Consider the following 23,570-nt stretch of genomic DNA (forward strand, 5'->3'; position numbering starts at 1 on the left):
GTCATTTCTGCGCTCGAAGGACGAACCCGACACCGCGGATCGTGTGCAGCAGCCGGGGCGTTTCGTCCACCTCCAGCTTGCGGCGCAGGTATCCGACGAAGACGTCGACTACGTTGGTGTCGGCCGCGAAGTCGTAGCCCCACACCAGTTCCAGCAGCCGTTCCCGGCTCAGCACCACGCCTACGTTCCTGGCCAGCGTGGCCAGCAGCTCGAATTCCCTTTTGGTGAGCTCGATCTCGTGACCGTGCAGCAGTGCGCGATACCCGGCGACGTCCACCTCGAGCGGGCCGATCGTGATCGCGCCAGGGGTCGTCGGAGCCGAGGTGTCCGACCGCCTGCGCAGCAGCGCCCGGATTCGCGCAACCAGCTCCGCCAACACGAATGGCTTGACCAGATAGTCGTCGGCGCCGGACTCCAGCCCGGAGATGCGGTCATCCACCGACGCGCGGGCGCTGAGTACACAGATCGGCACCTCGTTGCCCATCGCGCGCAAAGCGGTGACCACGCCCGCGCCGTCGAGCACGGGCATGTTCATGTCGAGCACGATGGCGTCCGGCGCGTGTTCGTTCACGCTGCGCAGCGCCTGCGCGCCATCCCTTGCCACCAGGACGTGGAAACCGGACAGGCGAAGTCCGCGTTCGACCGACGCCAGCACGTCCTCGTCGTCGTCGACGACGAGGACCGCCGGGATCGGGGTTGTCACGTCATCCATTGTGCCGCCATGTGGAGAAGCTATCGGTCAGCTGACGGCTGATTTCGTCAGCACATCGGTTACTCGCAGCTCAATAGCTGTGGCAGGATTCGGCCACGACACGGAGGGTGTCGCGCAACTGCGTGGTCCGCGGATCGTTCTCCGCGTCACGCGCCGCCTCCGGGTTCGCGTCGATGGTCCGCCGCAACTCCGCCCGCCGCTGCTCGACCGGCTGATCGAACTTGCGCTGCAGCTCGGCCTTCTGCGTCGGGTTGGCATCGAGCATCGATGCCAGCTGCGGCGCCTTCGCGTGCAGCGCGGCGTCGACTTGGGCGAAGGAACAGGTGGAGTCCAGCAGTGGTGCGGCCAGCTCCATCGGATCGGCGGCCGCGATCGCGGGACTGAGGAACAACGCAACCGTGGCGAATCCGCCCGCGGCGAGGGCGGCGGCGGGACGGCCTACGGAAAGCTTCATGGATGTTGCCTCCAGATCATCGATGGGTTCGGTCTCGAGGTTATTGCGGGCAATTGGCGCACGGGTGAACGCCTTCTGAGGAAACTCTGAGAAGCGTTGCCGGACCGCAACCTCAGGACCGCGCGACCGAGTCCACGTCGGGCGCCACCACATCGTCGGGGTTCTCGATGGTGTCCGGCACCGACTCCTCCAGCGTGGGCCGCGCCGTGCGGATCTGCTCCGCCAGCGACACGAGCGCCGCGGGATCGTCGATGGTGGATGGCACCTCGAATGTCTCGCCGGAGATGATCTGCCGGATGGTCTTGCGCAGGATCTTGCCCGATCTGGTCTTGGGCAGCGCGGTCACGACGACCGCGTCGTGCAGGGTGGCGATCGCGCCGATCTGGTCGCGCACCCGCTGGATCAGTTCGTCGCGCAGCTGTGCCGGATCGATCTCGACGCCGGACTTCAGCACCACATAGGCCAGGGGTCGGTGGCCCTTGAGTTCGTCGGGCAGACCGATCACGGCGCATTCGGCGACCGCATCATGACCGGCGATCACGGCCTCGATGCTGCCCGCCGAGAGCCGGTGCCCGGCCATGTTGATGACGTCGTCGCTGCGGCCGAGGACGAAGAGGTAGCCGTCCTCGTCGAAGTAGCCGGAGTCGCCGGTGAGGTAATGACCGGGGTAGGCGGAGAGGTAGGACCGTTCGTAGCGGGCATCGTCGTGCCACAGTCCGGTGAGCGTGCCGGGCGGCAGCGGCAGTCCGATGACGATATTGCCCTCGGTGTTCGGGGCCACCGCGTTGCCGGAGGAATCGAGCACACGTAGTCGATAGCCGGGCACCGGCACCGAGGCCGACCCCGCCTTGATCGGGAGCTGCTGCAGGCCGAGCGGGTTCGCGCAGATCGGCCACCCGGTCTCGGTCTGCCACCAGTGGTCGACCACGGGGCAGTCGGAGCGGCCCGCGAGCAGGACCTCGTCGGCCCAGGTGTAGGTGGCCGGGTCCAGCCGTTCGCCCGCGCAGAAAAGCGCGCGCAGCGAGGACAGGTCGTAATCGCGCGCCAGCTCGGCGTCGGGATCGGCCTTGCGGATGGCGCGCAGTGCGGTCGGCGCTGTGAACAGCACGTCGACCTTGTGCTCGGCGATCACCCGCCAGTACGCCCCCGCATCGGGGGTGCCGATCGGCTTTCCTTCGTACAGCAGGGTGGTCGCGCCGACCAGCAGCGGCGCGTAGACGATGTAGGAGTGCCCGACCACCCAGCCGACGTCGGACGCCGCCCACATCACCTGACCTGCGTCGACGCCGTAGATGTTGCGCATGGACCAGGCGAGGGCGACCGCGTGCCCGCCGTTGTCTCGGACCACGCCCTTGGGTTTCCCGGTCGTGCCGGAGGTGTAGAGGATGTACAGCGGATCGGTCGCGGCGACCGAGACCGGATCGGCGAGTGGCGCATCGCGGACAGCGTCGTCCCAATCGAGCCATTGTGCCGCGATGGTGTGGGTGGAGCTCGGTAGGGATTCGGTGGCGGGCTGCGGCGGAGGGAAGGGGATGGTCTGGAACTGCGGCCGCTGTTTGACGATCACCGTGCGCGGCGCGGTGGTCTCGGCAAGGTCCAAAGCCTGCAACACGATCGGGAGGTACTCGATCTTCTTGCCCGGTTCGAGGCCGCCCGACGCTGTGACGATCAGCACGGGCTCGGCGTCATCGATACGCGCCGCCAGCTCCGGCGCGGCGAAGCCGCCGAACACCACCGAGTGCACCGCTCCGATTCGCGCACAAGCCAGCATCGCGATCACGGCCTCGGGGATCATCGGCAGGTAGATCACCACGCGATCGCCCGCCGAGACGCCCAGCCCGGCCATCGCTCCCGCGAACCTGGACACCTGCTCGAGCAACTCGGCGTAGGTGATGACGACTCTGGTGTCGGTGATAGCGGAGTCGTATATCAATGCGGGCTGATGCGCGCGACTTTCCCCGTCGGGGGTGCTTCCATGCACATGCCGGTCGAGCGCGTTGAACGAGGTGTTGAGGCGAGCGTCCGGGAACCACCTGGCCGCCGGGCGGGCGTTGGTGTCGACGATCTGCGTCGGCGGCACGTCCCAATCGATCGCCGTGGCCGCCGCGGTCCAGAACTCAGCGGGATCGACCAAGCTGGTCTGGTAGGCCGGTCGGTACTCGTGCCTCACGTTCAAACCCGTGACTCCCTAGCCTCGCCTCGATGCCCGCCTCGATAGATCTGGTTGATTGTGGCAGACTTCACGCGACGCCCGGGTGGGTGCCGCGACCTTTGGTTTTGCCTGGAACTGGCAGGTCAATGATCGCAACATCACGCCAAGTCGCCCAAGAAGTTATTGATCCGTTAGAATCTGATGTCACTTATTTTGGGCCGTCGTAGACGCAATTTCTCGGCCAGCCGCAGCTCTCGGCCAGCTCCACCTGTCGAGCCAAGCACGCGATTGTGGAGGTTCGGTTGATGGCGCGTGGTAGAGGCCAGTTTGGAAAGTGAGTGGGAGATGCGTGACGCCGCTAGGTCCGGCAGTAAGCGCTGGGCGCTCGGCAACTGGGACCTGCGCTGGAAGGTAACGGCGGTCCTCGCCGTTCCGCTCGCGGTCGCGGTCGGGCTCGGCGTGTCGAGAATTTCTTCGCAGTTCGCGGACTCGAACCGGCTCGCCGAAATCGCCGAGAACGTCGCCGCTATCCCGGCGGTCACCGCGCTCAGCGCGCAGACCGCGACCACCGCGGGCTCACAGATGGTCTCGCTGGGGACCAACCAGTCCATCGCGACTGATCAGAATCTCGCGGATCTGGACAAGGCGATCGCCAACGCCGAGAACGCGGTAAGCCGGCTCGACAGCGTGTCCGGCGCACGCACGGCCGTAGACAGCATGCTCACCCAGGCCAAGGCCGTACGTGCCCAGGGCAAATCGGTCACCGCCGGTCCGCCATCGGACACTCTCGCGCTGATCGACCGCGTCCGCAACGACAGCGTACGCACCGTCGAGACCACGGTCGGCCAGGTCAGCGACACCGCTGTGGATACCGCCAAACTGCGGCTGGTCGACTCGCTCAACACTCGTGCCACGCTGGTCAGCGCAGTTGCCGCCTTCTCCGAGGTGCTTCGCAACCCACAGTCCGGCGTGCAGAACTTCCTGGTCGCTTCCAACACCGAGCGTGCGCTGCTCAACGTGCTTTCCCACCGCTTTTCCGACGGCGACACCTCGATCGCCGACCTGCGCGCGGGCATCGACACCAGGATCGCGCTGCTGACCAGCCCGCAGGCCCAGGCAGGCCAGCTCCCGGTCGGTGACCTGAAGAAGTCGATGACCGACAGCCTTGCGGTCTACGAGCATGTCGTCGGCAAGGCGACGAAGGACATCGACTCCGCGATGAACGAGCTGGTGTCCACGGCCCAGGGCGGCGCGTGGACCTACACCGCGGTCGTCATCCTGACCATCCTCGCCGCGCTCCTGCTCGCGGTCTTCGTCGCCCGTTCGATGATCGTCCCGCTGCACCGGCTGCGTCTCGCCGCGCTGCGCGTGGCGGAGAGCGACTTGCCGCAGGAGGTCGCCGAACTGCGCAACGGTGCCTCGCCGGAGGAGGTTCCGCTGGAGCCGATGCCGGTGCGCAGCACCGAGGAGATCGGTCAGCTGGCCCGCGCCGTCGACGACATCCACGGTCAGGCGTTGCGTCTGGCGAGCGACCAGGCGAAGATGCGTTCGCAGGTCAACGATATGTTCGAGACCTTGGCTCGGCGGTCCAAGTCGCTCGTCGACCACCAGCTCACCCTCATCGAGGCGATGGAGTACGACGAGAAGGACCCGCGCCTGCTGGAAAACCTGTTCCGGCTGGACCATCTCGCTGCGCGTATGCGCCGAAACGGCGACAACCTGCTCATTCTCGCGGGTACCAGACAGCGCCGTGCGAAGTCGGCTCCGGTCGAGATCGGCGACGTGCTGCGTGCCGCGATCTCCGAGGTCGAGGACTATGAGCGCGTGAAACTCGGCGCCACGCCGCGCGGTTCGCTGAAGGAGCCGTCCGCCTCCGACCTCGCGCACCTTTTCGCCGAGCTGTTGGACAACGCGCTGCGAGCGTCGCCGCCGGAGACCGACGTCAAGTTCACCTTCGCGCAGGCGCATGACCAGGGTTTGCTCATCGAGGTCGCCGACCGCGGCATCGGTATGCCGCCCGCCGAGATGGCCGACATCAACCGGCGGCTCGAGCAGACCGCGGAGCCGGGGCCCGACACCGCCCGCCATATGGGTCTTTTCGTGGTCGGCAGGCTCGCCGAGCGGCACGGCCTCACAGTGCGGCTGCGGCCCACCTTCGACACCGCCCGCGATCCCGGCGTGACCGTCACGGTGCATGTGCCGATCGGTCTGATCGTCGCGGAGAAGCCGATCGCGGGGCAGCCCATCACCCCGCAACCCTCACCACAGGTCTCCGCGCCGCAGCGGCCGTCGGCGCAGTCGTCCATGCAGACGCGGGCGATCACGCGCACCCCTGGGGGCAATGTCATGGTCACAGTCGATCCCGGGGTGAGCGGTCCGATTCCGGCAGCCAACCCCACGACCAGCGCCCCATCCAGCGGGCCGATCCCGACGGGCTCCGGCGGTCTGCCGCAGCGGCAGCCGGGTTCGTCGATGTCGTCCGGTTCGCGTTCGGACACTCAGCAGTCGGGTGCGTCGTTGCGTCCCGCGCCGGGAACGCCCGGCCAGACTTCGAGCGTGCCGCAGCGCGGCAAGCTGGCCGCTGCCAACCTGCCCAAACGCAACCTCGGACCGGGTGGTCCGCCGCCGCGCAGGCCCGATGGTCCGTCCGAGCCGACTGGCACCGGGCTGCCGCCGCGCGAGGCGAATTCGGGCGAACTACCGCTGCGTCAGTCTGGCGCCAACGGTGCGCCGCAGCCAAGCATCGGCCTTCCGCAGCGCCAGCCGAGCGCCAACGGCCTTCCGCAGCGTGAGTCTGCGTCGGGTGGTTTGCCGCAGCGTGAGCAGGGGCCGAACGGCCTTCCGCAGCGTGAGTCTGCGTCGGGTGGTTTGCCGCAGCGTGAGCAGGGGCCGAACGGCCTTCCGCAGCGTGAGTCTGCGTCGGGTGGTTTGCCGCAGCGTGAGCAGGGGCCGAACGGCCTTCCGCAGCGTGAGTCTGCGTCGGGTGGTTTGCCGCAGCGCGAGCCGGGCGCCACCGACTTGCCGCAGCGTCAGCCCGCATCAGGTCTGCCGCAGCGTGACTCGGCGCCAGGTGGTCTGTCGCAGCGCGACACAACCGCAAATGGTCTGCCACAGCGAGGTTCCGCTCCCACCGGATTGCCGCAGCGCGAGCCGAGCTCGGGTGCGCTGCCTGCCGCGAGTGGTCTGCCTCAGCGGGATTCCGCGTCGAGCGGTCTGCCTCAGCGGGATTCTGCCGCGAATGGTCTGCACCGCCGCGAGCCGAGTTCGGGTGCGCTGCCTGCCGCGAGTGGTCTGCCTCAGCGGGATTCCGCGTCGAGCGGTCTGCCTCAGCGGGATTCTGCCGCGAATGGTCTGCACCGCCGCGAGCCGAGTTCGGGTGCGCTGCCTGCCGCGAGCGGTCTGCCTCAGCGTGAGTCTGCGTCGAATGGTCTGCCTCAGCGGGATTCTGCCGCGAGTGGTCTGCCTCAGCGTGAGTCTGCGTCGAATGGTCTGCCTCAGCGGGATTCTGCCGCGAGTGGTCTGCCTCAGCGTGAGTCTGCGTCGAATGGTCTGCCTCAGCGGGATTCTGCCGCGAGTGGTCTGCCTCAGCGTGAGTCTGCGTCGAATGGTCTGCCTCAGCGGGATTCTGCCGCGAGTGGTCTGCCTCAGCGGGATTCCGCGTCGAGCGGTCTGCCTCAGCGGGATTCTGCCGCGAATGGTCTGCACCGCCGCGAGCCGAGTTCGGGTGCGCTGCCTGCCGCGAGCGGTCTGCCTCAGCGTGAGTCTGCGTCGAATGGTCTGCCTCAGCGGGATTCTGCCGCGAATGGTCTGCACCGCCGCGAGTCGGCAAGCGATTCTCTGCCGCAGCGTGAGCCGGGTATAGGTGGTCTGCCGCAGCGTTCGTCCACAGCGGCGAGCCTGCCGCAGCGCGATTCCGCGCCGACCGGCCTGCCGCAGCGGAAGCCGGGCGCCCAGGTGCCGCGGCGTGAGCCCGTTCCGCCGGGAGTCGCTCTGCCACAACAGGATCGCAGCATCCAGCCCGCGGCGAGTGTCAGTGGTGAGGAGCCCGCCGCCTCGCAGGGGCGCGATCCCGGCAAGCACAGCTACCGGTCCAACCCGGCGAAGACAGCCTCTTTCTTCCAGACGAGGCTGCAACCCGCGCCCGAGTCGGGGCCGTCGATGGGTACGCCGATCTTCGCTGAGATGATGTCGGCGTGGCTTTCGGATCCCAACGCCGACCGGTCCCAGATGGCCGCGTCGTTCGAATCCCCGGGCGACGAAGGCTGGCAGGCGGCTCGTCGCGCGAGCGAGGCGCAGTCCGAAACAAAGACGGCGGCGGGGTTGCCGCAACGCAATCCGGGCGGAAGGCTTGTCCCGGGCGCCGTAAGCGGTGCGGTGGACCGGGCGCCGCATCGCGATCCAGAAACAATCAGGTCCAGCTTGAGTCGTCACCAGCAGGGCGTCCGGGATGGCCGCGCAATGAGAGCAATGAACCTAACCGGAGATAAAGGAGACCGATGAACCCCGATCTAGGTGGTACGAATCGTCAGCTGGATTGGCTGGTTTCGAACTTTGCCAACGAGGTTCCTGGCGTAGCCCATGCTGTCCTGGTCTCGGCTGACGGCCTACTCATGGCCGCGAGTGCCCAGCTGCCCGTCGATCGTGCCGAACAGCTCTCGGCCGTGACGGCGGGCCTGGCCAGCCTGTCCGTGGGCGTCTCGAATCTGTTCGAGGGCGGAACCGTGCTGCAATCCGTCGTCGAGATGGAGCACGGCTACCTGCTACTCATGGCAGTTGGCGACGGCTCCTATCTCGCGGTGCTGACCAACACGTCCTGTGACATCGGTCAGGTCGGCTACGAGATGGCTCTGTTGGTCGAGCGTGTGGGGCAGTCGGTTCAGGCCACGCCACGCGTCACGATGGGTTCCTGATGGTGGGATGGACATAGAAGATCACCGCATGAGGAGCGTCGAGCCGAGCCTCGTACGGCCATACTCGCTGACCGCAGGCCGCACCAGGCCCGCGGTCGAGTTGGCGTTGGAGGCCCTTGTCGCATCGCATCCGGTCGCCCTGGAGCGGCAGTTCGAACTGAGCAACATCGAGACGTCAATCGTGGAGTTGTGCAGAGAATCGCCGTCCGTTGCCGAGGTAGCAGCCCGACTGGGTATCCCCATCGGGGTGGCCCGCGTGCTCGTGGCCGACCTGATCGAGGCCGGGCACGTGCGCGTTTCGGCAACTTTGAAAGACGATTCCAGCGACGATGAACGTCGCGAGCTGATCGAAAGGGTTCTCAGTGGACTCCGGCGTATTTAATTCGACGGCGCAGGTCGACACCCGTACCAGCAAGCCGACCTCGGCGAAGATCGTGGTCGCGGGTGGCTTCGGTGTCGGCAAGACCACGTTGGTCGGTGCTGTCTCGGAGATCGTTCCGCTGCGCACCGAGGCATTGGTGACCAATGCCAGTGCCGGTATCGACAACCTGACCGGCATTCCGATGAAGTCGACCACCACGGTGGCGATGGATTTCGGCCGCATCAGTCTCGCCGACGATCTGGTGTTGTACCTCTTCGGTACGCCGGGCCAGTACCGCTTCTGGTTCATGTGGGATGACCTGATCCGCGGCGCCATCGGCGCCGTGGTGCTGGTCGACACTCGCAGGCTGGAGGACAGCTTCGCGGCGGTCGACTACTTCGAAGCGCGCGGTCTACCTTTCCTGGTGGCGCTCAACGAATTCGACGACGCACCGCGGTATCCGATCGAGGACATTCGGCAGGCACTGGCCGTGCCCGCTGATGTGCCGATTCTGTCCATCGATGCCCGGCGTCGCGAGCCCGCCAAGCATGCGCTGGTCACGCTCACCGAGTACGCGCTGCGCAAGGTGATGCAGGGCTACTGAGTGCTCGCGCGGCACCCCGGCGCATCGGGTTCGGCCGGATAGGCTCGCCCGGTGCGTATTTCGGCGCGGGAGCTGCTCGAGCAACTGCTCGACACGGAATCGTTCGTCAGTTGGGACCGGCCACCGGTGACGGTGGCTGCGACTCCGCGGTATCGCGATGCGCTGTGGAATGCGGCGGTAGCGGCCGGCACCGATGAGTCGGTACTCACCGGGGAGGGGTTGCTGCGTGGTCGCCGCGTGGCCGTGATTGCCTGTGAATTCGGGTTCTTGGCGGGTTCGATCGGGGTTGCCGCGGCGGAGCGGATCGTCGCGGCGGTCGAGCGTGCCACCGAACTCGGCCTGCCGGTGGTCGCTTCGCCGACCTCCGGCGGAACCCGGATGCAGGAGGGCACCGTGGCCTTCGTGCAGATGGTGAAGATCGCGGGTGCGGTCGCGGCGCACAAGTCCGCCGGGTATCCGTATCTGGTTTACCTGCGCAACCCGACGGTGGGTGGTGTCTTCGCCTCGTGGGGTTCGCTGGGGCACGTCACCTTTGCCGAACCGGGCGCCCTCATCGGATTTCTCGGTCCCCGGGTCTATCAGGCCCTCTACGGCAGGCCCTTCCCGGAAGGCGTGCAGACCGCGGAGAACCTCTACCGCCGCGGCGTCATCGACGGAGTCCTCCCGATCTCGGTATTCCGCCGCATAGCCCATCGCGCTCTGAGCGTGTTCAGCGGCGTCAACCTGTCGGCTTCCGCTGCTGCTCAACCTGACACAACACAGGATCGCGACCCGATTGCCTCGGAGTCTCGACAAGAAGCGACACACGACGCCGCGCTACAGCTGTCCGACGCGGCGAGACGCCCAGACGGCCATTCGAAAACCCCCGTGCCGGAACAGAATCGTAGTGGTGGCGCGTCGCTCCCGTCCGAGGGCGGTCCTGCGTGGCAGTCGGTCCTGATCTCGCGCCGCCCGGAACGCCCGGGCATCCGTGACCTGTTGCGTCATGTGACACAACGGGTTCCGCTCAGCGGCACCGGGCAAGGGGAGTCGGATCGCACCGTTGCACACGCGCTCGGGCGATTTCGGGGTCAGCCATGCGTGGTGTTCGGCCATGATCGGCGCGGGCAGCAGGGCGAGAACACCATGGGCCCGGCGGCGCTGCGCGAGGCGCGGCGCAGTATGGCGCTTGCCCAGGAGCTGCGGCTTCCCCTTGTGCTCGTCATCGACACGGTGGGCGCGGCACTGTCGAAGGAGGCCGAGGAGCGTGGCCTCGCACCCGAAATCGCACGCTGCATCGCGGACCTGGTGACCTTGGATACGCCGACCATCTCGGTGCTGCTCGGTCAGGGCACCGGCGGGGGCGCGCTGGCCCTGTTGCCCGCCGACCGGGTACTGGCCGCCACGCATGGTTGGCTTGCTCCGCTGCCGCCGGAGGGCGCCAGCGCCATCGTGTTCCGCGATACCGGCCACGCGGCGGAACTCGCTGCGGCCCAACGGATCAGCGCCGCCGATCTGCTCGCCGACGGTGTGGTCGACCGAATCGTGCCCGAGTATCCGGATGCCGCCGACGAGCCCGTGGACTTCGCGCGACGGATGGTCGCCGCGGTCGCAGGCGAACTCGCGAGCCTGCGTGCCCGATCCGAACCGGAGTTGCTCGCGGCGCGGAAGGCGCGCTACCGGAGGCTGGGGCTGCCCGGAGTGGCGGACTGACCGTGCTTTGCAGCGCCTGCGGCGCCGCGAACGGGCTCATAAGACTCGCACCCAAGAGGGCTGGGAGTGCGGTGATCAGGGCGTTCTTGGACCCGAGCCGGGCGGGCGCGTGCTGGTAAGGACGTTGGGGTGCATCCAGCAAACTGTAAGCCAACACGCCCGATGGCGTGATTGACGGTTCGCCGCCGCACTTCTACCGTCGGAATGTGACCTTCAGAAGCGAGACCAGCGCCGTTCCCTCGATCGTGCTGAGCGACGGGAACGTGATCCCGCAACTCGGCTTCGGCGTGTTCCAGGTGCCTGCCGGGGGTGTCGTCCCGGCCGTCACCGCCGCGCTCGAGGCGGGCTACCGCAGCATCGACACCGCCGCGATCTATGGGAACGAAGAGGGCACCGGCCGTGCGATCCGCGAGTCCGGCGTACCTCGTGACGAGGTCCACGTCACGACCAAGCTGTGGAACTCCGAGCAGGGCTACGACTCCGCGCTGCGCGCCTGCGACGCCAGCCTCGACCGGCTCGGCCTGGACTACCTCGACCTCTACCTCATCCACTGGCCGGTGGCCGCTGCCGGCCGGTTCGTCGACACGTTCCGCGCCTTTCAGGCGCTGAAGTCGCAGGGGCGGGTCAAGTCGATCGGCGTCTCGAACTTCACGGTCGAGAACCTGCAGCGGGTGATCGCCGAGACCGGCGAGTTCCCTGCGGTGAACCAGATCGAGCTGCACCCCCGGTTGGCCCAGCGCGAGTTGCGGGAGTTCCACGCGGCGAACGCGATCGCCACCGAGGCGTGGAGTCCGCTCGGCCAAGGCACCTTGCTCGACGACCGCACTATTGTCTCGGTTGCCGCCGCGGTCGATCGCACCCCGGCTCAGGTGATCATCCGCTGGCACCTGCAGCTGGGCAACATCGTCATCCCGAAGTCGGTCACACCTTCGCGCATCGCGGAGAACTTCGACGTGTTCGGCTTCGAACTCGCCCCGGAGCAGATGGACGCGATCAACGCGCTCGACAGCGGTGAACGGATCGGTCCGGACCCGGACACGTTCACGATGGGATTGTCGGACTGACCCATTCGGTCGCCGGTTCGGCCGGTCAGTGCGGCCCGAGGTGGTCGGCGAGTTCGATCGCCGCCGCGTGCCCCTGGCGCTGATGGTGCTCGCCGACGGCCCGTAACCGATCAGATGGATCCGAGGATCGGCGGCTACCCGTGTGGCGAGCCGCCTGGCAAGTCGTGCACCCGGTTGACCGTGCCAGGGTCGGCCAGGGCCAGCCGAACTGCCAGGCGCCGGGGCCCGGTGCATGGTCCAGGATGCGAAAGTCCCGCTCGGGACGCAACCCGAGACGCTGGAGGTGGTAACCGGCCGACAGCCCCGCCTGACCAGCGCTGATCACCAGGATATCGAAGTCTGTAGGCGCAGCCGGTGATCGTATCGCCCACCACGGAATGGGCGGTCGGCTGTGGCAGAGTGAAGGGAATCAGAAGGACCGTTCAGTTGGGGAGGTCGCATGCTCGGCGTCAGCCGCGATGGTGACGTGGTCACCATCGAACTTCAACGGGAGGAGCGCCGTAACGCGCTCGACAGCGAACTCGTGACGCTGCTGCGCGAAGCCGTTCTTGCCGCCGTCGCCGACCAGGCTCGGGTCATCGTGTTGACCGGGCGCGGGTCGATCTTCAGCGCGGGCGCCGACCTGTCCGGCATGGACTCCGACGAATTCCTCTCCGGCTTGCTGGAGATGCTGCACACGATCGAGTCGGCGCCGATCCCGGTGATTTCGGCGATCAACGGCGGTGCGGTCGGTGCGGGTGTGCAGCTGGCGCTGGCCTCGGATCTGCGGGTGCTCGCGCCCGATGCCTACCTCGCGATCCCGGCCGCCAGGCTGGGCATCACGGTGAACCCCTGGACCGTGCGCAGGCTGGTCTCGCTGATCGGTGGTGGTCCGGCCAGGACCGTCCTGCTCGGCGCGGAACGGGTGTCGGCCGCGGACGCCTACGCCTTCGGGTTCGCCAACCGGATCGGCCCCCTCGCCGACGCGCAGGTCTGGGCGAAGCAGATCGCCGAGCTTGCGCCGCTGTCGCTGCGCCACTTGAAGCTGGTGCTCAACGACGACGGAACCCGCGACCCGGAGAACGCGCAGCAGCGCGAGGCGCTGGAGGCGGCGTGGAGGAGCGAGGACGCCCGCGAGGGTCGGCTGGCAAGGCAAGAAAAGCGTGCGGCGAAGTTTGTGGGGCGATGATGGACCTTCGACGTATCGCCGGTGTGGCCGCGGGTGCGCTCGGCATCACCTGGGTGGTCCGGGCGGTGTGGGGTATCCCCTCCGCGATGGGCGCTTCGATCTCGGCGATCCAGCCGTACGCGGCGGGCGCGACGAGCTACCGCGACCGCCAGTTCCACAACACCGAGCCCAGCAGCCAGTTGGCCGTGGGTTCGGCTCCCTCCCTGCTGGTCTCGGCCCTGACCAAACGCAACATGGGCAGGCCGCCAGGGCCGATTCCCTTGCAGACCCCGCAGGCACCCCCCGAGGCGGCCGACCTCGCCGTCACCTGGTACGGCCACGCCACCACCCTGATCGAAGTCGACGGCTATCGGATTCTCACCGATCCCGTATGGAGCGATCGGGTTTCGCCCTCGGCCATGGTGGGACCCGCGCGGATGCACCCGGTGCCGCAGCCGCTGTCCGAGCTGCCCGCGGTGGACGCGGTGATCATCTCGCACGATCACTACGACCACCTGGACAAAGAGACGGTCCGGGAACTGGTGCTGCGCCAGAGCGCGCTGTTCCTCGTCCCGATCGGCATCGGCGCGCACCTGCGGCACTGGGGTGTCCCGGAAGATCGGATCGTCGAATTGGATTGGGGCGGTTCGATATCGCTCTCCGCGCTGGGTCGTGGCCGGGACGGTGCTGATCTGGTGCTGACCTGTACCGAGGCACGGCACTTCTCAGGCCGCGGCCTGATCCGTAACACCACGTTGTGGGCGTCGTGGTCGATCGTCGGACCGACGCGGCGGGCCTACTTCGGCGGTGACACCGGATACACCAAGGCTTTTGCCGAGGCGGGTGCGGCGCTCGGTCCGTTCGATCTGACGCTGCTGCCGATCGGCGCATACGACGAGCGTTGGCCGGACGTGCACATGAACCCGGAGGAGGCGGTCCGGGCGCACGCCGACCTGTGTGTCGGCGATCCCGGGCACGGCCTGCTCGTGCCCATCCACTGGGCGACATTCAACCTAGCGTTCCATGGGTGGTCCGAGCCGGTGCAGCGGATGGTGGCGGCCGCTCGGGCCGCAGGAACCACCGTCGCCGTGCCGATGCCGGGGCAGCGTGTGGATCCGCAGGGTGTCTCCCCAGGGGATTCCTGGTGGGAGAATGTTGGTTGAATAACTCCGGATAGTGGCGACAGGAAGGGAATGACGGCGATGAGTTTCGCGGACACTCTGAAGGGCCTGGTCGGCAAGGGAAAGGAAGCGGCGGCCAAGAACGCCGACAAGATCAACGACGCGGTCGACAAGGCCGGTGACTTCATCGACCAGAAGACGCACGGCAAGTACTCGGACAAGATCGAGAAGGGCAAAGAGGCCGCCAAGAAGGTGGTCCCGCCCGACCAGTCCGGCCAGCAGGGGCCGCAGGCCTGAGGTCGTGGCGGGGGCCGAATGCCGGTCTCCGCCTCTACACTGCGGATATGGTGTCCCGCCGGAATTTCGGTGGTATCGAGGTTGAGCTGAGCAACCTCGACAAGGTGCTGTATCCGGCAACCGGCACGACCAAAGGCGAAGTCATCGCCTATTATTCGGCGATCGCACCCGCCATGCTCCCGCATATCGTGGGGCGTCCGGTGACCAGGAAGCGCTGGCCCAACGGAGTCGACGAGCCCCCTTTCTTCGAGAAGAATCTCGCGGCGCATGCGCCGTCCTGGCTCGAGCGACACACGATGCGGCATTCCGGCCGCTCGGTCGTCTACCCGGTGATCGATTCCGAGGCGGGGCTGGCTTGGCTCGGTCAGCAGGCGTCACTGGAAGTCCATGTGCCGCAATGGCGTTTCGACGGAGACCGAATGGGTCCGGCGACCAGGCTGGTGTTCGATCTCGACCCAGGCCAGGGGACCGGGCTTACCGAATGTGCCAGGGTGGCGCTGGCGGTACGCGACATGGTCGAGGGGATCGGCCTGCGCACGTTCCCGGTCACCAGTGGCAGCAAGGGAATTCACCTCTACGTGCCGCTGGATCGGGAGCTGAGCCCTGGCGGCGCGTCCACGGTGGCCAAGCAGGTGGCCACGAATCTCGAGAAGCTGCACCCGGATCTGGTCACCGCGACGATGGCGAAGTCGGCGCGCGGCGGGAAGATCTTCCTGGACTGGAGCCAGAACAACCCGGCAAAGACCACCATCGCTCCCTACTCGCTGCGCGGGCGCCAGGAGCCCACTGTCGCGGCACCACGCACCTGGAAGGAGATCGAGAACCGGAAGAAGCTGCGGCACTTGCGGTTCGATGAAGTGCTCGCTCGGCACCGGTCGGACGGTGATCTGCTGGCTGAGCTCGACCCGCCGCTCGACTCGGCCTCGGCGGAATCGGGCGCTGATGCGCTGGCGAAGTACCGGTCGATGCGCGATCCGACGCGCACCCCCGAGCCGATTCCCGCCGAGCGGCCGGAGCCGGCGGAGAACAACCGGTACGTCGTGCAGGAGCATCATGCGCGGCGGCTGCATTGGGACGTGCGGCTGGAGCGCGGCGGGGTGCTGGTCTCCTGGGCGGTACCGAAAGGCCCGCCGACCTCGTCGCACCAGAACCGGCTCGCCGTGCACACCGAGGACCATCCGCTGGAGTATCTGGATTTCCACGGCGCCATCCCGAAGGGGGAGTACGGAGGGGGCGAGATGACGATCTGGGATTCCGGCACCTACGACACCGAGAAGTGGCGCGACGACGAGGTGATCGTCCAGTTCCATGGCAGACGGCTCAACGGGCGGTACGCGCTGATCCAGACCAATGGCAACCAGTGGCTGATGCACCTCATGCGTGAGCAGGACGGTGCGGGGCCGGACGACGCGAGGCACGGTTCAGGTGCTGAACCCGAGGCGTCTGCCGGTCGAATCATCCGCCCGTCGAGCGGGGCGTCGCCGTTCCCGCGCGGCTTCGCGCCGATGCTGGCTACTCCCGGCGCCGTCGCCGACCTCGACGCCGACGAGTGGTGTTTCGAGACGAAGTGGGACGGGTTCCGGCTGATCGCCGAGATCGACTCCGGCGCGTTCACCGTGCGCAGCCGGGCCGGGAACGTGGTAACCGATCGCTACCCGGGGATACGGAAGCTTGCGCGGGAACTGGCCGGGCACAGCGTGGTCTTGGACGGCGAGGCGGTGGTATTCGACGATCACGGCGTCGCCACCCTCGGGTTGTTGCAGGCCGATGCGGCGCGGGCCGTGTTCGTCGCCTTCGACGTCCTCTACCTGGACGGAACCTCCCTGGTCCGCAAACGGTACGCGGACCGCCGCCGGGTACTGGAGGCGCTGGCGGCGAACGCCCCGTCGCTGCTGGTGCCGCCGCGGCTGGACGGTTCGGGCGCCGACGCGGTGCGCTACAGCCAGGAACACGGGCTGGAGGGCGTGGTCGCGAAACGCAAGGACTCGGTGTATCTGCCGGGCAAGCGCGGGCATTCGTGGGTGAAGCAGCGTAACTGGCGCACTCAGGACGTGCTGATCGGTGGTTGGCGGCGCAGCGAGGCCAGGAACTTCAAGTCGCTGCTCATGGGCATTCCGCATGAGGGGCGGCTGTACTACGTCGGGCGGGTCGGCACCGGGTTCACCGAGCCGGACATGCGGGATCTGGCCGAACGGCTGAGCAAGCTGGAACGCGAGACCTGCCCGTTCGACAACGATCTCACCGCCGAGGAGCGTAAGGAGGCGGTGTGGGTGACGCCGAAGCTCGGTGGCACGGTGCGGTTCATGAACTGGACCGAAACCGGTCGGCTGTGGCATCCGGCATGGCTGGCGGCTCGGACTGAGCGCGGTCGCTCCGCGTCTCGGCGCCCGTCCAGAAGCGGTGGTGCTGGGTAGGGTGAGTTCGCGGCGGTACCAGCGCGAGAACGAGGAGTGCACGGTGGATTTCAAGAACCTCGCCAACAAGGCGATCGACCTTGCCCAGAAGAACGCGGACAAGGTGGACGCGGTCATCGACAAGGCGGGCGACCTCGTCGACAAGAAGACCGACGGCAAATTCGTCAGCCAGGTCGACTCCGCCCAGGAAGCGGCCAAGAAGGCCCTGCGCAAGGAGTGACGCCGAACGGGACATGGCGCGGGCCCGATTCCGGCCGTACCGCCATGTCCCCGCTGCTTCGTCAGTTGGTGCCCGCGAGCAGTGGTGTGATGGTGGCGATGTCCGTGACCAGCGTGTGGCCTTGGAATTCGAAGTCGTCGTAGGCGCGCGCCATCGCCTCTTTGTCTCGGCCACCGCAGGCATCGCTGATCACTACCGGAACAAAACCGAGGTCGGTGGAGTGCGTGACGGTGGGGGCGATTCCGATCTCCAGTGCGACGCCCGCGATCGCGTACGCGCCGACGCGCAGGTCGCGCAGCATCGAAGCCAGCGGGGTGCCCTCGAACGCGGACATCGACGTCTTGTCGAACACCACCTCGCCCTCGCGCGGCCGCAGTTCGGGAACCAGCTCGAAGGCCGGGGTGTCGCGTTGCAGGATGAAGCGCACCTTGTCCACCGAATCCACCTGCTGCCAGCTCATGGCCATGCGCAGCGCGAACGTTCCGCTGAGGCGCTCGGGCAGGAAGAAGTGGCGCAGGAAGACCACGGGGTAACCGCCCGCCCGCGCCGCGTCCACCACCCGCACCACCCGCTCGATGATCTCCGGGCCGTCCGGCAGCTGGCTGAGCACGCCGACCTGCATGTCGTAGACGATCACTGCCAGTCGGTCCGGCGCGCACACATCGGCGAGTCCTTCTGGGATGTCCAATCCGTTGCCATGCCGCATGTTCGGCCACTCCTCTTCGTTGCGTTCTGGTCGCCGACGGCGCGGAACTTGCGGCGATCGGGTTGCGCTAGGTGTATCTCACCTTAATTTGTTCGGTGGGGTCGGTGTGGGCCGTTGTTGTCGGTGGCTGGTGTGATGCTGTTGATGTGGTGCGGCACAAATCATTCCGGTTCTGCTTGGACCCGACGGTCGAGCAGCGGATGGTGCTGTCGCGACATGCCGGGGCGGCGCGGTTCGCGTTCAATGAGTGCTTGTTCGCGGTGAAGTCGGCGTTGACTGCCCGTCAGGCCGATCCGACAGTGTCGGTGCCGTGGTCGGGGTTCGATCTGATCAACCATTTCAACCGGTGGAAGAAGTCCCAGGATGCCGGGCGGGTCTTCGCCGTCGATACCGACGGCACCGCCACGGTGGTGGTGACCGGTTTGGTGTGGCGTGATCAGGTGTGTCAGCAGGTGTTCGAGGAAGCGGCCATCGATTGTGGGCGGGCGCTGGCGGGCTGGGCGGACTCGCGTCGCGGTACCCGCAAGGGCTGTCGGGTCGGGTTTCCTCGGTTCAAGAAGAAGACCGCAGCATCTCGATCGTTCCGGTTGCGTAACAAGCATTCTCGGGGCCGTCGTCCAGCGATCCGGGTGGGTGACAACAACTGTCCACGATCGGTGACCCTGCCGGGAATCGGGACGGTGCGGGTGCAGGACGACACACGCCGCATTCGGCGGATGCTGGCGACCGGTCGGGCGCAGATCCTGTTCGCCACACTCTCCCAGCGGGCCGGACGGTGGCGTGTCACGTTGAATGTGGAAGCTGCCGACCTGCACCCCGGCCTGTGTCACCCATCCCGCGGGGATGGGGACCATGGTGGCTGGGTGGGGGTCGATCGCGGGTTGTCGGCGTTCCTGGTCGCCGCGACCGGCGACGGGCACGAGCTCGCCCGAATCACTGATCCGCCGAAAGCGTTGGCGGCCGGGATGCGCAAGCAACGCCGCCTCGCGAAGGCGGTGTCACGGAAACACAAGGGCTCCAGCAACAGACGACAGGCAACCGCCCGGTTGGGTCGCCACCACGCACGCGTCCGCAACATTCGCCACCATTTCCTGCATCAGGCCTCCAACAAGCTGGTCAAAACCCACGACCGGCTCGTCCTGGAAGACCTGAATACCGCCGGGATGCTGCGCAACTGACACCTGGCGCGGGCGATCAGCGACGCCGGGTGGGCTGAATTCGCCCGCCAGGTCTTCTACAAGCAGGCTTGGCGCGGCGGCACAGTCACCCTCGCTGATCGCTGGTATCCGTCCAGCCAGCTCTGTTCCCGCTGCGGCGCCCGAAACCGTGAGCTGACACTGGCCGACCGGGTTTTTCAGTGCGGCAATGGACACCATCTCGACCGCGATCACAATGCCGCGGTCAACCTCGCCACCTGGGGCGAACAACACCATGTATCCCAGGTCCGGGAGCCCGAAGCGCGAGCCCCGGTCATCAACGCCCGCCGACGGGAAGGCACTGGCCCACACACGCGTGTGGGTGAAACCGGCCCGAACGACGCGGGAACCAACACCCACGCCGTATCGGCGTGAGTCGAGGACGTCCGAGAAGGACGGTGTCTACCGACCCTCACCGGTTGGGAGACACGCTGTATTTCGCACCACTGTAGCCGAGAGGACAGCCCGGCGGTCGTTCTAGCGGCCGGTGGTCTCCATCCACTTGGTGGTTCCCGGCGGGGCGTTGAGGGTATTGATCAGGTCGATACCGGCGACGATCAAGGTGGGGCCACCGGCAACCAGGGTGCCGATGGCGGCCCCGATCGCGGCACCGGTAAGCACTGTGCCGATACCTAACGGACCACCGAGGATCCCGATCAGTCCGGCAGCCGCTCCAATGGCAGTGCCGATGAACCCACCGATGGCGGTGGCAATGCCGAACTGAGTCAAGAAGGCTTGCTGAGCTAGCTGGTTCTCGTACGGGGAAGCGACTGGTGTGGCGGCTGGGCGAGCGTGCGCGGCATCCCTGACTGCGGTTAGCTCCAGCACCCGGCCTGCGTCCTGCACTGCATAAGGCAGTGGGAACTCGAGCCCGTCCTGCCGGAAGGCCAGCGGCATTGTGACCACTGCGTTTCCGGCTTCATCCTTGACGTCGACCGAACCGCCGGACACTGAGAACGTGCCCCCGGTGAGGGTCGTGACGATCTTCTCGCCGATCAACTGGGTCTCGTACTCGATGTTCGGGACAGGGGTCGCGGCTGGTTCCGCGTGGGTGGTGCCCGCGCCCACCGTCAGCGTGGCGACGAGTGGTACCACAGCCGCTGCGATTCTATGGACAATCATTTCCGGTTCCAATCTCATCAGGTTCTAAGCACTAGAGAACGCCGCGCGCGCCGAAATTCTTTCCCCCGCAAGCGTGTACAGCTGTGATGTGATCAAGAAGACAGCTCCCGATGTGTAACTGTACTGTGGCTGAAAGGTTTAGGCAGCGAATTGAACGGGTAATCTTCCTGTTTTTGATCGCATCAGTCTTGTTATAGCCGTTGCCGATTGGCCGTCGATACTGTCCGCGCCACATATCGGCATCGGCTGCCTTGCGAACCACACGTCGGCCGCTTCCGACAATCGGTGGCACCGCGCCACCCGCAACCGAGGCCACCTGGCTGTGGGGGCGTCGAGCGGGCGCTGTCTATGCTGCTCGTCGCCGGGTTCAGAGCAGCAGGTGCAGGCCGATGGCGCCGAGACAGACGGCGAGGACCACCGCGAGGGCGATGGTGTCGCGGTGGCCGGGGGTGCTGGGGTAGGCGGTGAGCTGCCCCGTGCCGCCGCGTGCGGTGATCGCCTCGCCCAGTTCGCCTGCGCGGCGGGTGCACACCGCCATGGCGGCGGTGAGAATGTCGATCAGGGGGTTTTCGGCGGCGCGGTAAAGCAGGCGGTCCTTGGGGCGGAGTCGGCGGGCGGCACGCAGCACCCGGATTTCCTCCAGCAGCAGCGGAAGGCCGCGAAGGGTCAGTGCGACGACGACAGCCCATTCGTCAACGGGCACCCGGAGCTTGCGCAGCGGCGCACCGAGTTTGGCCAGGGCGGGCGCGATGTCGCTCATCGGTGTGGTCCACGCGATAAGGAACGAGGCGGCCACCAGGATCAGTCCGAACACCACCACCTGCGTGTACCGCAGCACCGCAGCGCCGCCGACCGGCACGTTGATCAGGGCTCCGGCGGCGAGCAGCGCCCAGAACCACCACGGCAGACGCGGCAGCGTGCCGAGCGGCAGCCGGGCGACCACGCCCACGAACACCAGGAAGGCGACCATCACGCCGAGCACCGGCCAGGACGGCAGGAACATCAGCAGCAGGCTGATCAGGAACGCCCCGATCATCTTCGTGCCCGCCCACAGCCGGTGCACTGGGCTGGCGACGGGAACCTGACGGAACAGCATGGAACTCATGACTCCACCTCGCTGGCGCTCGGCTCCGCCATGACCAACTGGGTGGCTGTGCTGATTGTTCGCTCGCTCATCGGCGGACTTCCAGTTCGCGGGGCGATTCGGCGGACATCATCGACCTCCGTGCTCGAGCCGCCACGCCGCGTCGCCGGGTGGGCGCAGCGGCGCGGGCGGGTAATCGCGGTGCGGCACGCGGCTGTGCGCCAGCAGCGCGGTATCGCGTGCGGACTCGGCCGCCAGAATCCGTCCGGACCGCAGATGTACCGTCCGGTCACACACTGCGGCCATGTCGGCTACGTCGTGGGAGATGACGATCAGCGTCAGGCCGGAATCTCGCAGCCGCGCCAGCAGTTCCACGATGTCGGCGCGACCTTCGGGGTCGAGGCCGGCGAGCGGCTCATCGAGCACGACGACCTGCGGATGGCTCGCCACAATGGCCGCGAGCACGACCCGCTTGGCCTGTCCGCCGCTGAGTTCCTCGATGGAGCGTGCGGCCAGGGACCGATCCAGCCCCACCGCGTCCAGCGCGCGCCCGACCGCGCCCGACCCGGTGGCCCGACCGCCCCAGTCCGCGATCTCCGCGCCGACCGTCTGCTTCTGCAATTGCAGGCGGGAATGCTGGAAGGCCAGCTCGACGCGTCCGATCTGCTTGGTGATCGACTTTCCGCCGAGTTCGCACCGGCCGGAACTCGGTTCGATCAGCCCGGCAGTGATCCAAGCCAGGGTGGATTTTCCCGATCCGTTTCCGCCGACGACGAGCAGCGCCTCGCCGCGCCGGACCGAGAGATCCACGCCGTGCAGAGCTGGTGCCTCCCAGGGGGTTCCTCGGTTGTAGGTGTGCTGGACGCCGCGTAGCTCGAGGATCGTCTCGCCCATCGGCCTGCGCCTGGCGTCGCGCACCGGGCGCGGCCAGGCGGGCAGGTGCTCGACCGACCGTCCTGCGGCCAAGTGCACGACTCGATCGGCCGCGGCGGCGTCGGCCTCGTGATGGGTGACCAGCACCACTGCCATCGGGTGCCGTTTCGGCAGTGCCGCGAGCAGTTCCACGAGTTCGCTGCGTCCGTCCGGATCGATCATCGAGGTCGCCTCGTCGGCGATCAGCAGGCCGGGGCGACGGGCCAACGCCGCGGCGACAGCGAGACGCTGCTGTTGCCCGCCGGAGAGCGCGGCGGTCTCCTTCGCGCCCATGCCGCCGAGACCGACTTCACCGAGCAGTCCGTCGACATCCACGTCGGCGGCGAGCTCGGTGGGCAAACCCCACACCACGTCGTCGGCGACGAGCACGCCAAGGGTCTGACTCTCCGGCCGCTGCGACACCAGCGCCGTTCCGCCGAGACGTCCCAGGCCGGCCGACCCGGGACGCTCGACCGTTCCCGAGGTGGGTGGCAGCCCGGCGAGCAGCCGCGTCAGCGTCGACTTGCCCGATCCGTTGTGCCCCACCACCGCGACGAATTCGCCGACATCGACGGTGAGGTCGATGTCGCACAGCGCGTCGCGCGTCGCGCCCGGATAGCGGAATCCGGCGCCGCGCACCTCGACCGGCAGCGGCGCGATGGGCCGGTCGTCATGTGGCGCGTCCAGCCGATCCCGGCCAGGCAGCCAGACGAGCCGGTCGAGCACCGAGCCGAGTACGTACCAGGAGAACAGTCCGGTGGCGACCATGCCGATCGCGACACTGCCGCCGATCCAGGCCCACCACCAGCGCAGGACCGAGTCGGTGAGGTCGGCGGCGGCCCGCCCGATGGGCTCCAGCTGCGTCTGACGCGCCGCGAGATCTTGTACGCCGCGCGAGGCGTTGCGGATGTTGTCGAAGAGCAGGTGGCGGGACGCGGAGAGCAGCAGCAGTGACCCGACGGAGAACAATGCCCAGACCAGTCCGGTCAGCATCGAGAGGCCGAACACCGCGACGATACCGCCGCGGCGTCGCTTCACCGTGCCGATGATCCCGCCCAGCGTCGCCGACGAGATCAATCCGATCGCGGGCACCACACCCGCTGCGACAAAGGTGACCAGCGTGGCCGCGATGGTGGCGGTGACCAGGGCACGCAGCCGATAGCGGTGTGCGATCAGTGCCATCGGCACCGCGGCGACCAGTTGCAGCGCGGCCGCGAACGGGATCACCGAGCCGACGGTGACCAGCCCGACGGTCGCGCCGCCCAGCACGGCGCCGGTGGCCAGCTCGATCGGACGCAGCGGGCCCTGCTCTCCCGGATCGCCCTCAAAGGGCAGTGCACTCACGGAACAAGTCTGCCAGCCCGGCGAGCGGCGCAGGGTTTTCGGCAATACGAGTGGGGCT

20 protein-coding genes and 1 pseudogene are annotated in these 23,570 nt (G+C 67.4%); 13 read left to right on the forward strand and 8 right to left on the reverse strand.

Translation table 11 applies throughout. The features are described 5' to 3' along the window. Position 1: 1 nt before the first annotated feature. The 3 genes from OHB12_RS28300 to OHB12_RS28310 form a co-directional block, all read right to left on the reverse strand. The gene (locus OHB12_RS28300) at positions 2–712 is read right to left on the reverse strand and encodes a response regulator transcription factor (RefSeq protein WP_327112326.1); all 711 of its coding nucleotides are present in this window, start codon (positions 710–712) and stop codon (positions 2–4) included. A gap of 70 nt (positions 713–782) precedes the next feature. Next, positions 783–1,166, reverse strand: coding sequence for a hemophore-related protein (locus OHB12_RS28305; RefSeq protein ID WP_327112327.1), 384 nt, complete (start codon positions 1,164–1,166; stop codon positions 783–785). A 112-nt stretch (positions 1,167–1,278) separates the two neighbouring features. Then, positions 1,279–3,342, reverse strand: coding sequence for an AMP-binding protein (locus OHB12_RS28310; RefSeq protein WP_327112329.1), 2,064 nt, complete (start codon positions 3,340–3,342; stop codon positions 1,279–1,281). A gap of 321 nt (positions 3,343–3,663) precedes the next feature. On the opposite strand from OHB12_RS28310, the gene OHB12_RS28315 reads away from it, so the two are divergent. From OHB12_RS28315 to OHB12_RS28340, 6 genes are all read left to right on the forward strand, one after another. Next, positions 3,664–7,818 carry a sensor histidine kinase gene (locus OHB12_RS28315; protein WP_327112331.1) on the forward strand — a complete coding sequence of 1,385 codons (4,155 nt, stop codon included), beginning with the start codon at positions 3,664–3,666 and terminating at the stop codon, positions 7,816–7,818. Then, entirely contained in the window at positions 7,815–8,228 is a 414-nt protein-coding gene (locus tag OHB12_RS28320) for a roadblock/LC7 domain-containing protein (RefSeq protein WP_327112333.1), read from the forward strand. The genes OHB12_RS28315 and OHB12_RS28320 overlap by 4 nt, the downstream gene beginning before the upstream one ends. A gap of 7 nt (positions 8,229–8,235) precedes the next feature. Further along, entirely contained in the window at positions 8,236–8,610 is a 375-nt protein-coding gene (locus OHB12_RS28325) for a DUF742 domain-containing protein (protein ID WP_327112335.1), read from the forward strand. Then, positions 8,591–9,193 (forward strand): GTP-binding protein, encoded by a 603-nt coding sequence (locus OHB12_RS28330; protein WP_327112337.1) that lies wholly within the window; start codon positions 8,591–8,593, stop codon positions 9,191–9,193. Before OHB12_RS28325 ends, OHB12_RS28330 begins: the two co-directional genes overlap by 20 nt. Positions 9,194–9,244: 51 nt before the next feature. Continuing rightward, positions 9,245–10,885 carry a carboxyl transferase domain-containing protein gene (locus OHB12_RS28335; protein WP_327112339.1) on the forward strand — a complete coding sequence of 547 codons (1,641 nt, stop codon included), beginning with the start codon at positions 9,245–9,247 and terminating at the stop codon, positions 10,883–10,885. 206 nt (positions 10,886–11,091) lie between these two features. Continuing rightward, a complete protein-coding gene (locus tag OHB12_RS28340) occupies positions 11,092–11,949 on the forward strand; it encodes an aldo/keto reductase (protein ID WP_327112341.1) in 858 nt (285 codons plus the stop codon). Between the two features lie 152 nt (positions 11,950–12,101). Here the strand turns inward: OHB12_RS28340 and OHB12_RS28345 are convergent. Then, positions 12,102–12,313, reverse strand: a pseudogene (locus OHB12_RS28345) (pyridine nucleotide-disulfide oxidoreductase); the annotation flags it as partial. Between the two features lie 75 nt (positions 12,314–12,388). On the opposite strand from OHB12_RS28345, the gene OHB12_RS28350 reads away from it, so the two are divergent. From OHB12_RS28350 to OHB12_RS28370, 5 genes are read left to right on the forward strand one after another with little or no spacing between them, the layout of a single operon-like run. After that, entirely contained in the window at positions 12,389–13,117 is a 729-nt protein-coding gene (locus OHB12_RS28350; protein WP_327112343.1) for an enoyl-CoA hydratase, read from the forward strand. After that, complete coding sequence (locus OHB12_RS28355; protein ID WP_442800146.1) at positions 13,117–14,259, forward strand: MBL fold metallo-hydrolase; 1,143 nt, start codon at positions 13,117–13,119, stop codon at positions 14,257–14,259. The genes OHB12_RS28350 and OHB12_RS28355 overlap by 1 nt, the downstream gene beginning before the upstream one ends. A gap of 39 nt (positions 14,260–14,298) precedes the next feature. Beyond that, on the forward strand, positions 14,299–14,514 hold the full coding sequence (locus OHB12_RS28360; protein ID WP_327112347.1) for an antitoxin: 216 nt from the start codon (positions 14,299–14,301) through the stop codon (positions 14,512–14,514). Positions 14,515–14,561: 47 nt separating this feature from the next. Beyond that, positions 14,562–16,928 carry an ATP-dependent DNA ligase gene (locus OHB12_RS28365; protein WP_327112349.1) on the forward strand — a complete coding sequence of 789 codons (2,367 nt, stop codon included), beginning with the start codon at positions 14,562–14,564 and terminating at the stop codon, positions 16,926–16,928. Between the two features lie 43 nt (positions 16,929–16,971). Continuing rightward, positions 16,972–17,148 carry an antitoxin gene (locus OHB12_RS28370; protein WP_327112351.1) on the forward strand — a complete coding sequence of 59 codons (177 nt, stop codon included), beginning with the start codon at positions 16,972–16,974 and terminating at the stop codon, positions 17,146–17,148. A gap of 61 nt (positions 17,149–17,209) precedes the next feature. Here the strand turns inward: OHB12_RS28370 and OHB12_RS28375 are convergent, their stop codons facing one another. Further along, entirely contained in the window at positions 17,210–17,854 is a 645-nt protein-coding gene (locus OHB12_RS28375) for a cysteine hydrolase family protein (protein WP_327112353.1), read from the reverse strand. A gap of 149 nt (positions 17,855–18,003) precedes the next feature. Here OHB12_RS28375 and OHB12_RS28380 point away from each other — a divergent pair, with 149 nt between their 5' ends. Both OHB12_RS28380 and OHB12_RS36465 read left to right on the forward strand, forming a co-directional pair. Then, positions 18,004–19,032 (forward strand): RNA-guided endonuclease TnpB family protein, encoded by a 1,029-nt coding sequence (locus tag OHB12_RS28380; RefSeq protein WP_327112355.1) that lies wholly within the window; start codon positions 18,004–18,006, stop codon positions 19,030–19,032. A gap of 15 nt (positions 19,033–19,047) precedes the next feature. Further along, positions 19,048–19,425: a zinc ribbon domain-containing protein gene (locus OHB12_RS36465; protein WP_442800147.1), complete on the forward strand. Its 378-nt coding sequence runs from the start codon at positions 19,048–19,050 to the stop codon at positions 19,423–19,425. Between the two features lie 102 nt (positions 19,426–19,527). On the opposite strand, the gene OHB12_RS28385 is transcribed toward OHB12_RS36465, so the two are convergent. From OHB12_RS28385 to OHB12_RS28395, 3 genes are all read right to left on the reverse strand, one after another. Then, a complete protein-coding gene (locus OHB12_RS28385) occupies positions 19,528–20,145 on the reverse strand; it encodes an ammonium transporter (RefSeq protein ID WP_327112357.1) in 618 nt (205 codons plus the stop codon). A 394-nt stretch (positions 20,146–20,539) separates the two neighbouring features. Then, a complete protein-coding gene (locus OHB12_RS28390) occupies positions 20,540–21,277 on the reverse strand; it encodes an energy-coupling factor transporter transmembrane protein EcfT (RefSeq protein ID WP_327112358.1) in 738 nt (245 codons plus the stop codon). Between the two features lie 108 nt (positions 21,278–21,385). Next, positions 21,386–23,512: an ATP-binding cassette domain-containing protein gene (locus tag OHB12_RS28395; RefSeq protein WP_327112360.1), complete on the reverse strand. Its 2,127-nt coding sequence runs from the start codon at positions 23,510–23,512 to the stop codon at positions 21,386–21,388. Positions 23,513–23,570: the final 58 nt, after the last annotated feature.

Origin of the sequence: Nocardia sp. NBC_01730 (assembly GCF_035920445.1) — a bacterium.
GTDB lineage: Bacteria > Actinomycetota > Actinomycetes > Mycobacteriales > Mycobacteriaceae > Nocardia.

Excerpts from the sequence above, each read along its gene's own strand:
- OHB12_RS28300 (WP_327112326.1), bottom strand. The coding sequence starts at position 712 with ATGGATGACGTGACAACCCCGATCCCGGCGGTCCTCGTCGTCGACGAC.
- OHB12_RS28305 (WP_327112327.1), bottom strand. The coding sequence starts at position 1,166 with ATGAAGCTTTCCGTAGGCCGTCCCGCCGCCGCCCTCGCCGCGGGCGGA.
- OHB12_RS28315 (WP_327112331.1), top strand. The coding sequence starts at position 3,664 with ATGCGTGACGCCGCTAGGTCCGGCAGTAAGCGCTGGGCGCTCGGCAAC.
- OHB12_RS28320 (WP_327112333.1), top strand. The coding sequence starts at position 7,815 with ATGAACCCCGATCTAGGTGGTACGAATCGTCAGCTGGATTGGCTGGTT.
- OHB12_RS28325 (WP_327112335.1), top strand. The coding sequence starts at position 8,236 with ATGGACATAGAAGATCACCGCATGAGGAGCGTCGAGCCGAGCCTCGTA.
- OHB12_RS28350 (WP_327112343.1), top strand. The coding sequence starts at position 12,389 with ATGCTCGGCGTCAGCCGCGATGGTGACGTGGTCACCATCGAACTTCAA.
- OHB12_RS28355 (WP_442800146.1), top strand. The coding sequence starts at position 13,117 with ATGGACCTTCGACGTATCGCCGGTGTGGCCGCGGGTGCGCTCGGCATC.
- OHB12_RS28360 (WP_327112347.1), top strand. The coding sequence starts at position 14,299 with ATGAGTTTCGCGGACACTCTGAAGGGCCTGGTCGGCAAGGGAAAGGAA.
- OHB12_RS28365 (WP_327112349.1), top strand. The coding sequence starts at position 14,562 with ATGGTGTCCCGCCGGAATTTCGGTGGTATCGAGGTTGAGCTGAGCAAC.
- OHB12_RS28375 (WP_327112353.1), bottom strand. The coding sequence starts at position 17,854 with ATGCGGCATGGCAACGGATTGGACATCCCAGAAGGACTCGCCGATGTG.
- OHB12_RS28390 (WP_327112358.1), bottom strand. The coding sequence starts at position 21,277 with ATGAGTTCCATGCTGTTCCGTCAGGTTCCCGTCGCCAGCCCAGTGCAC.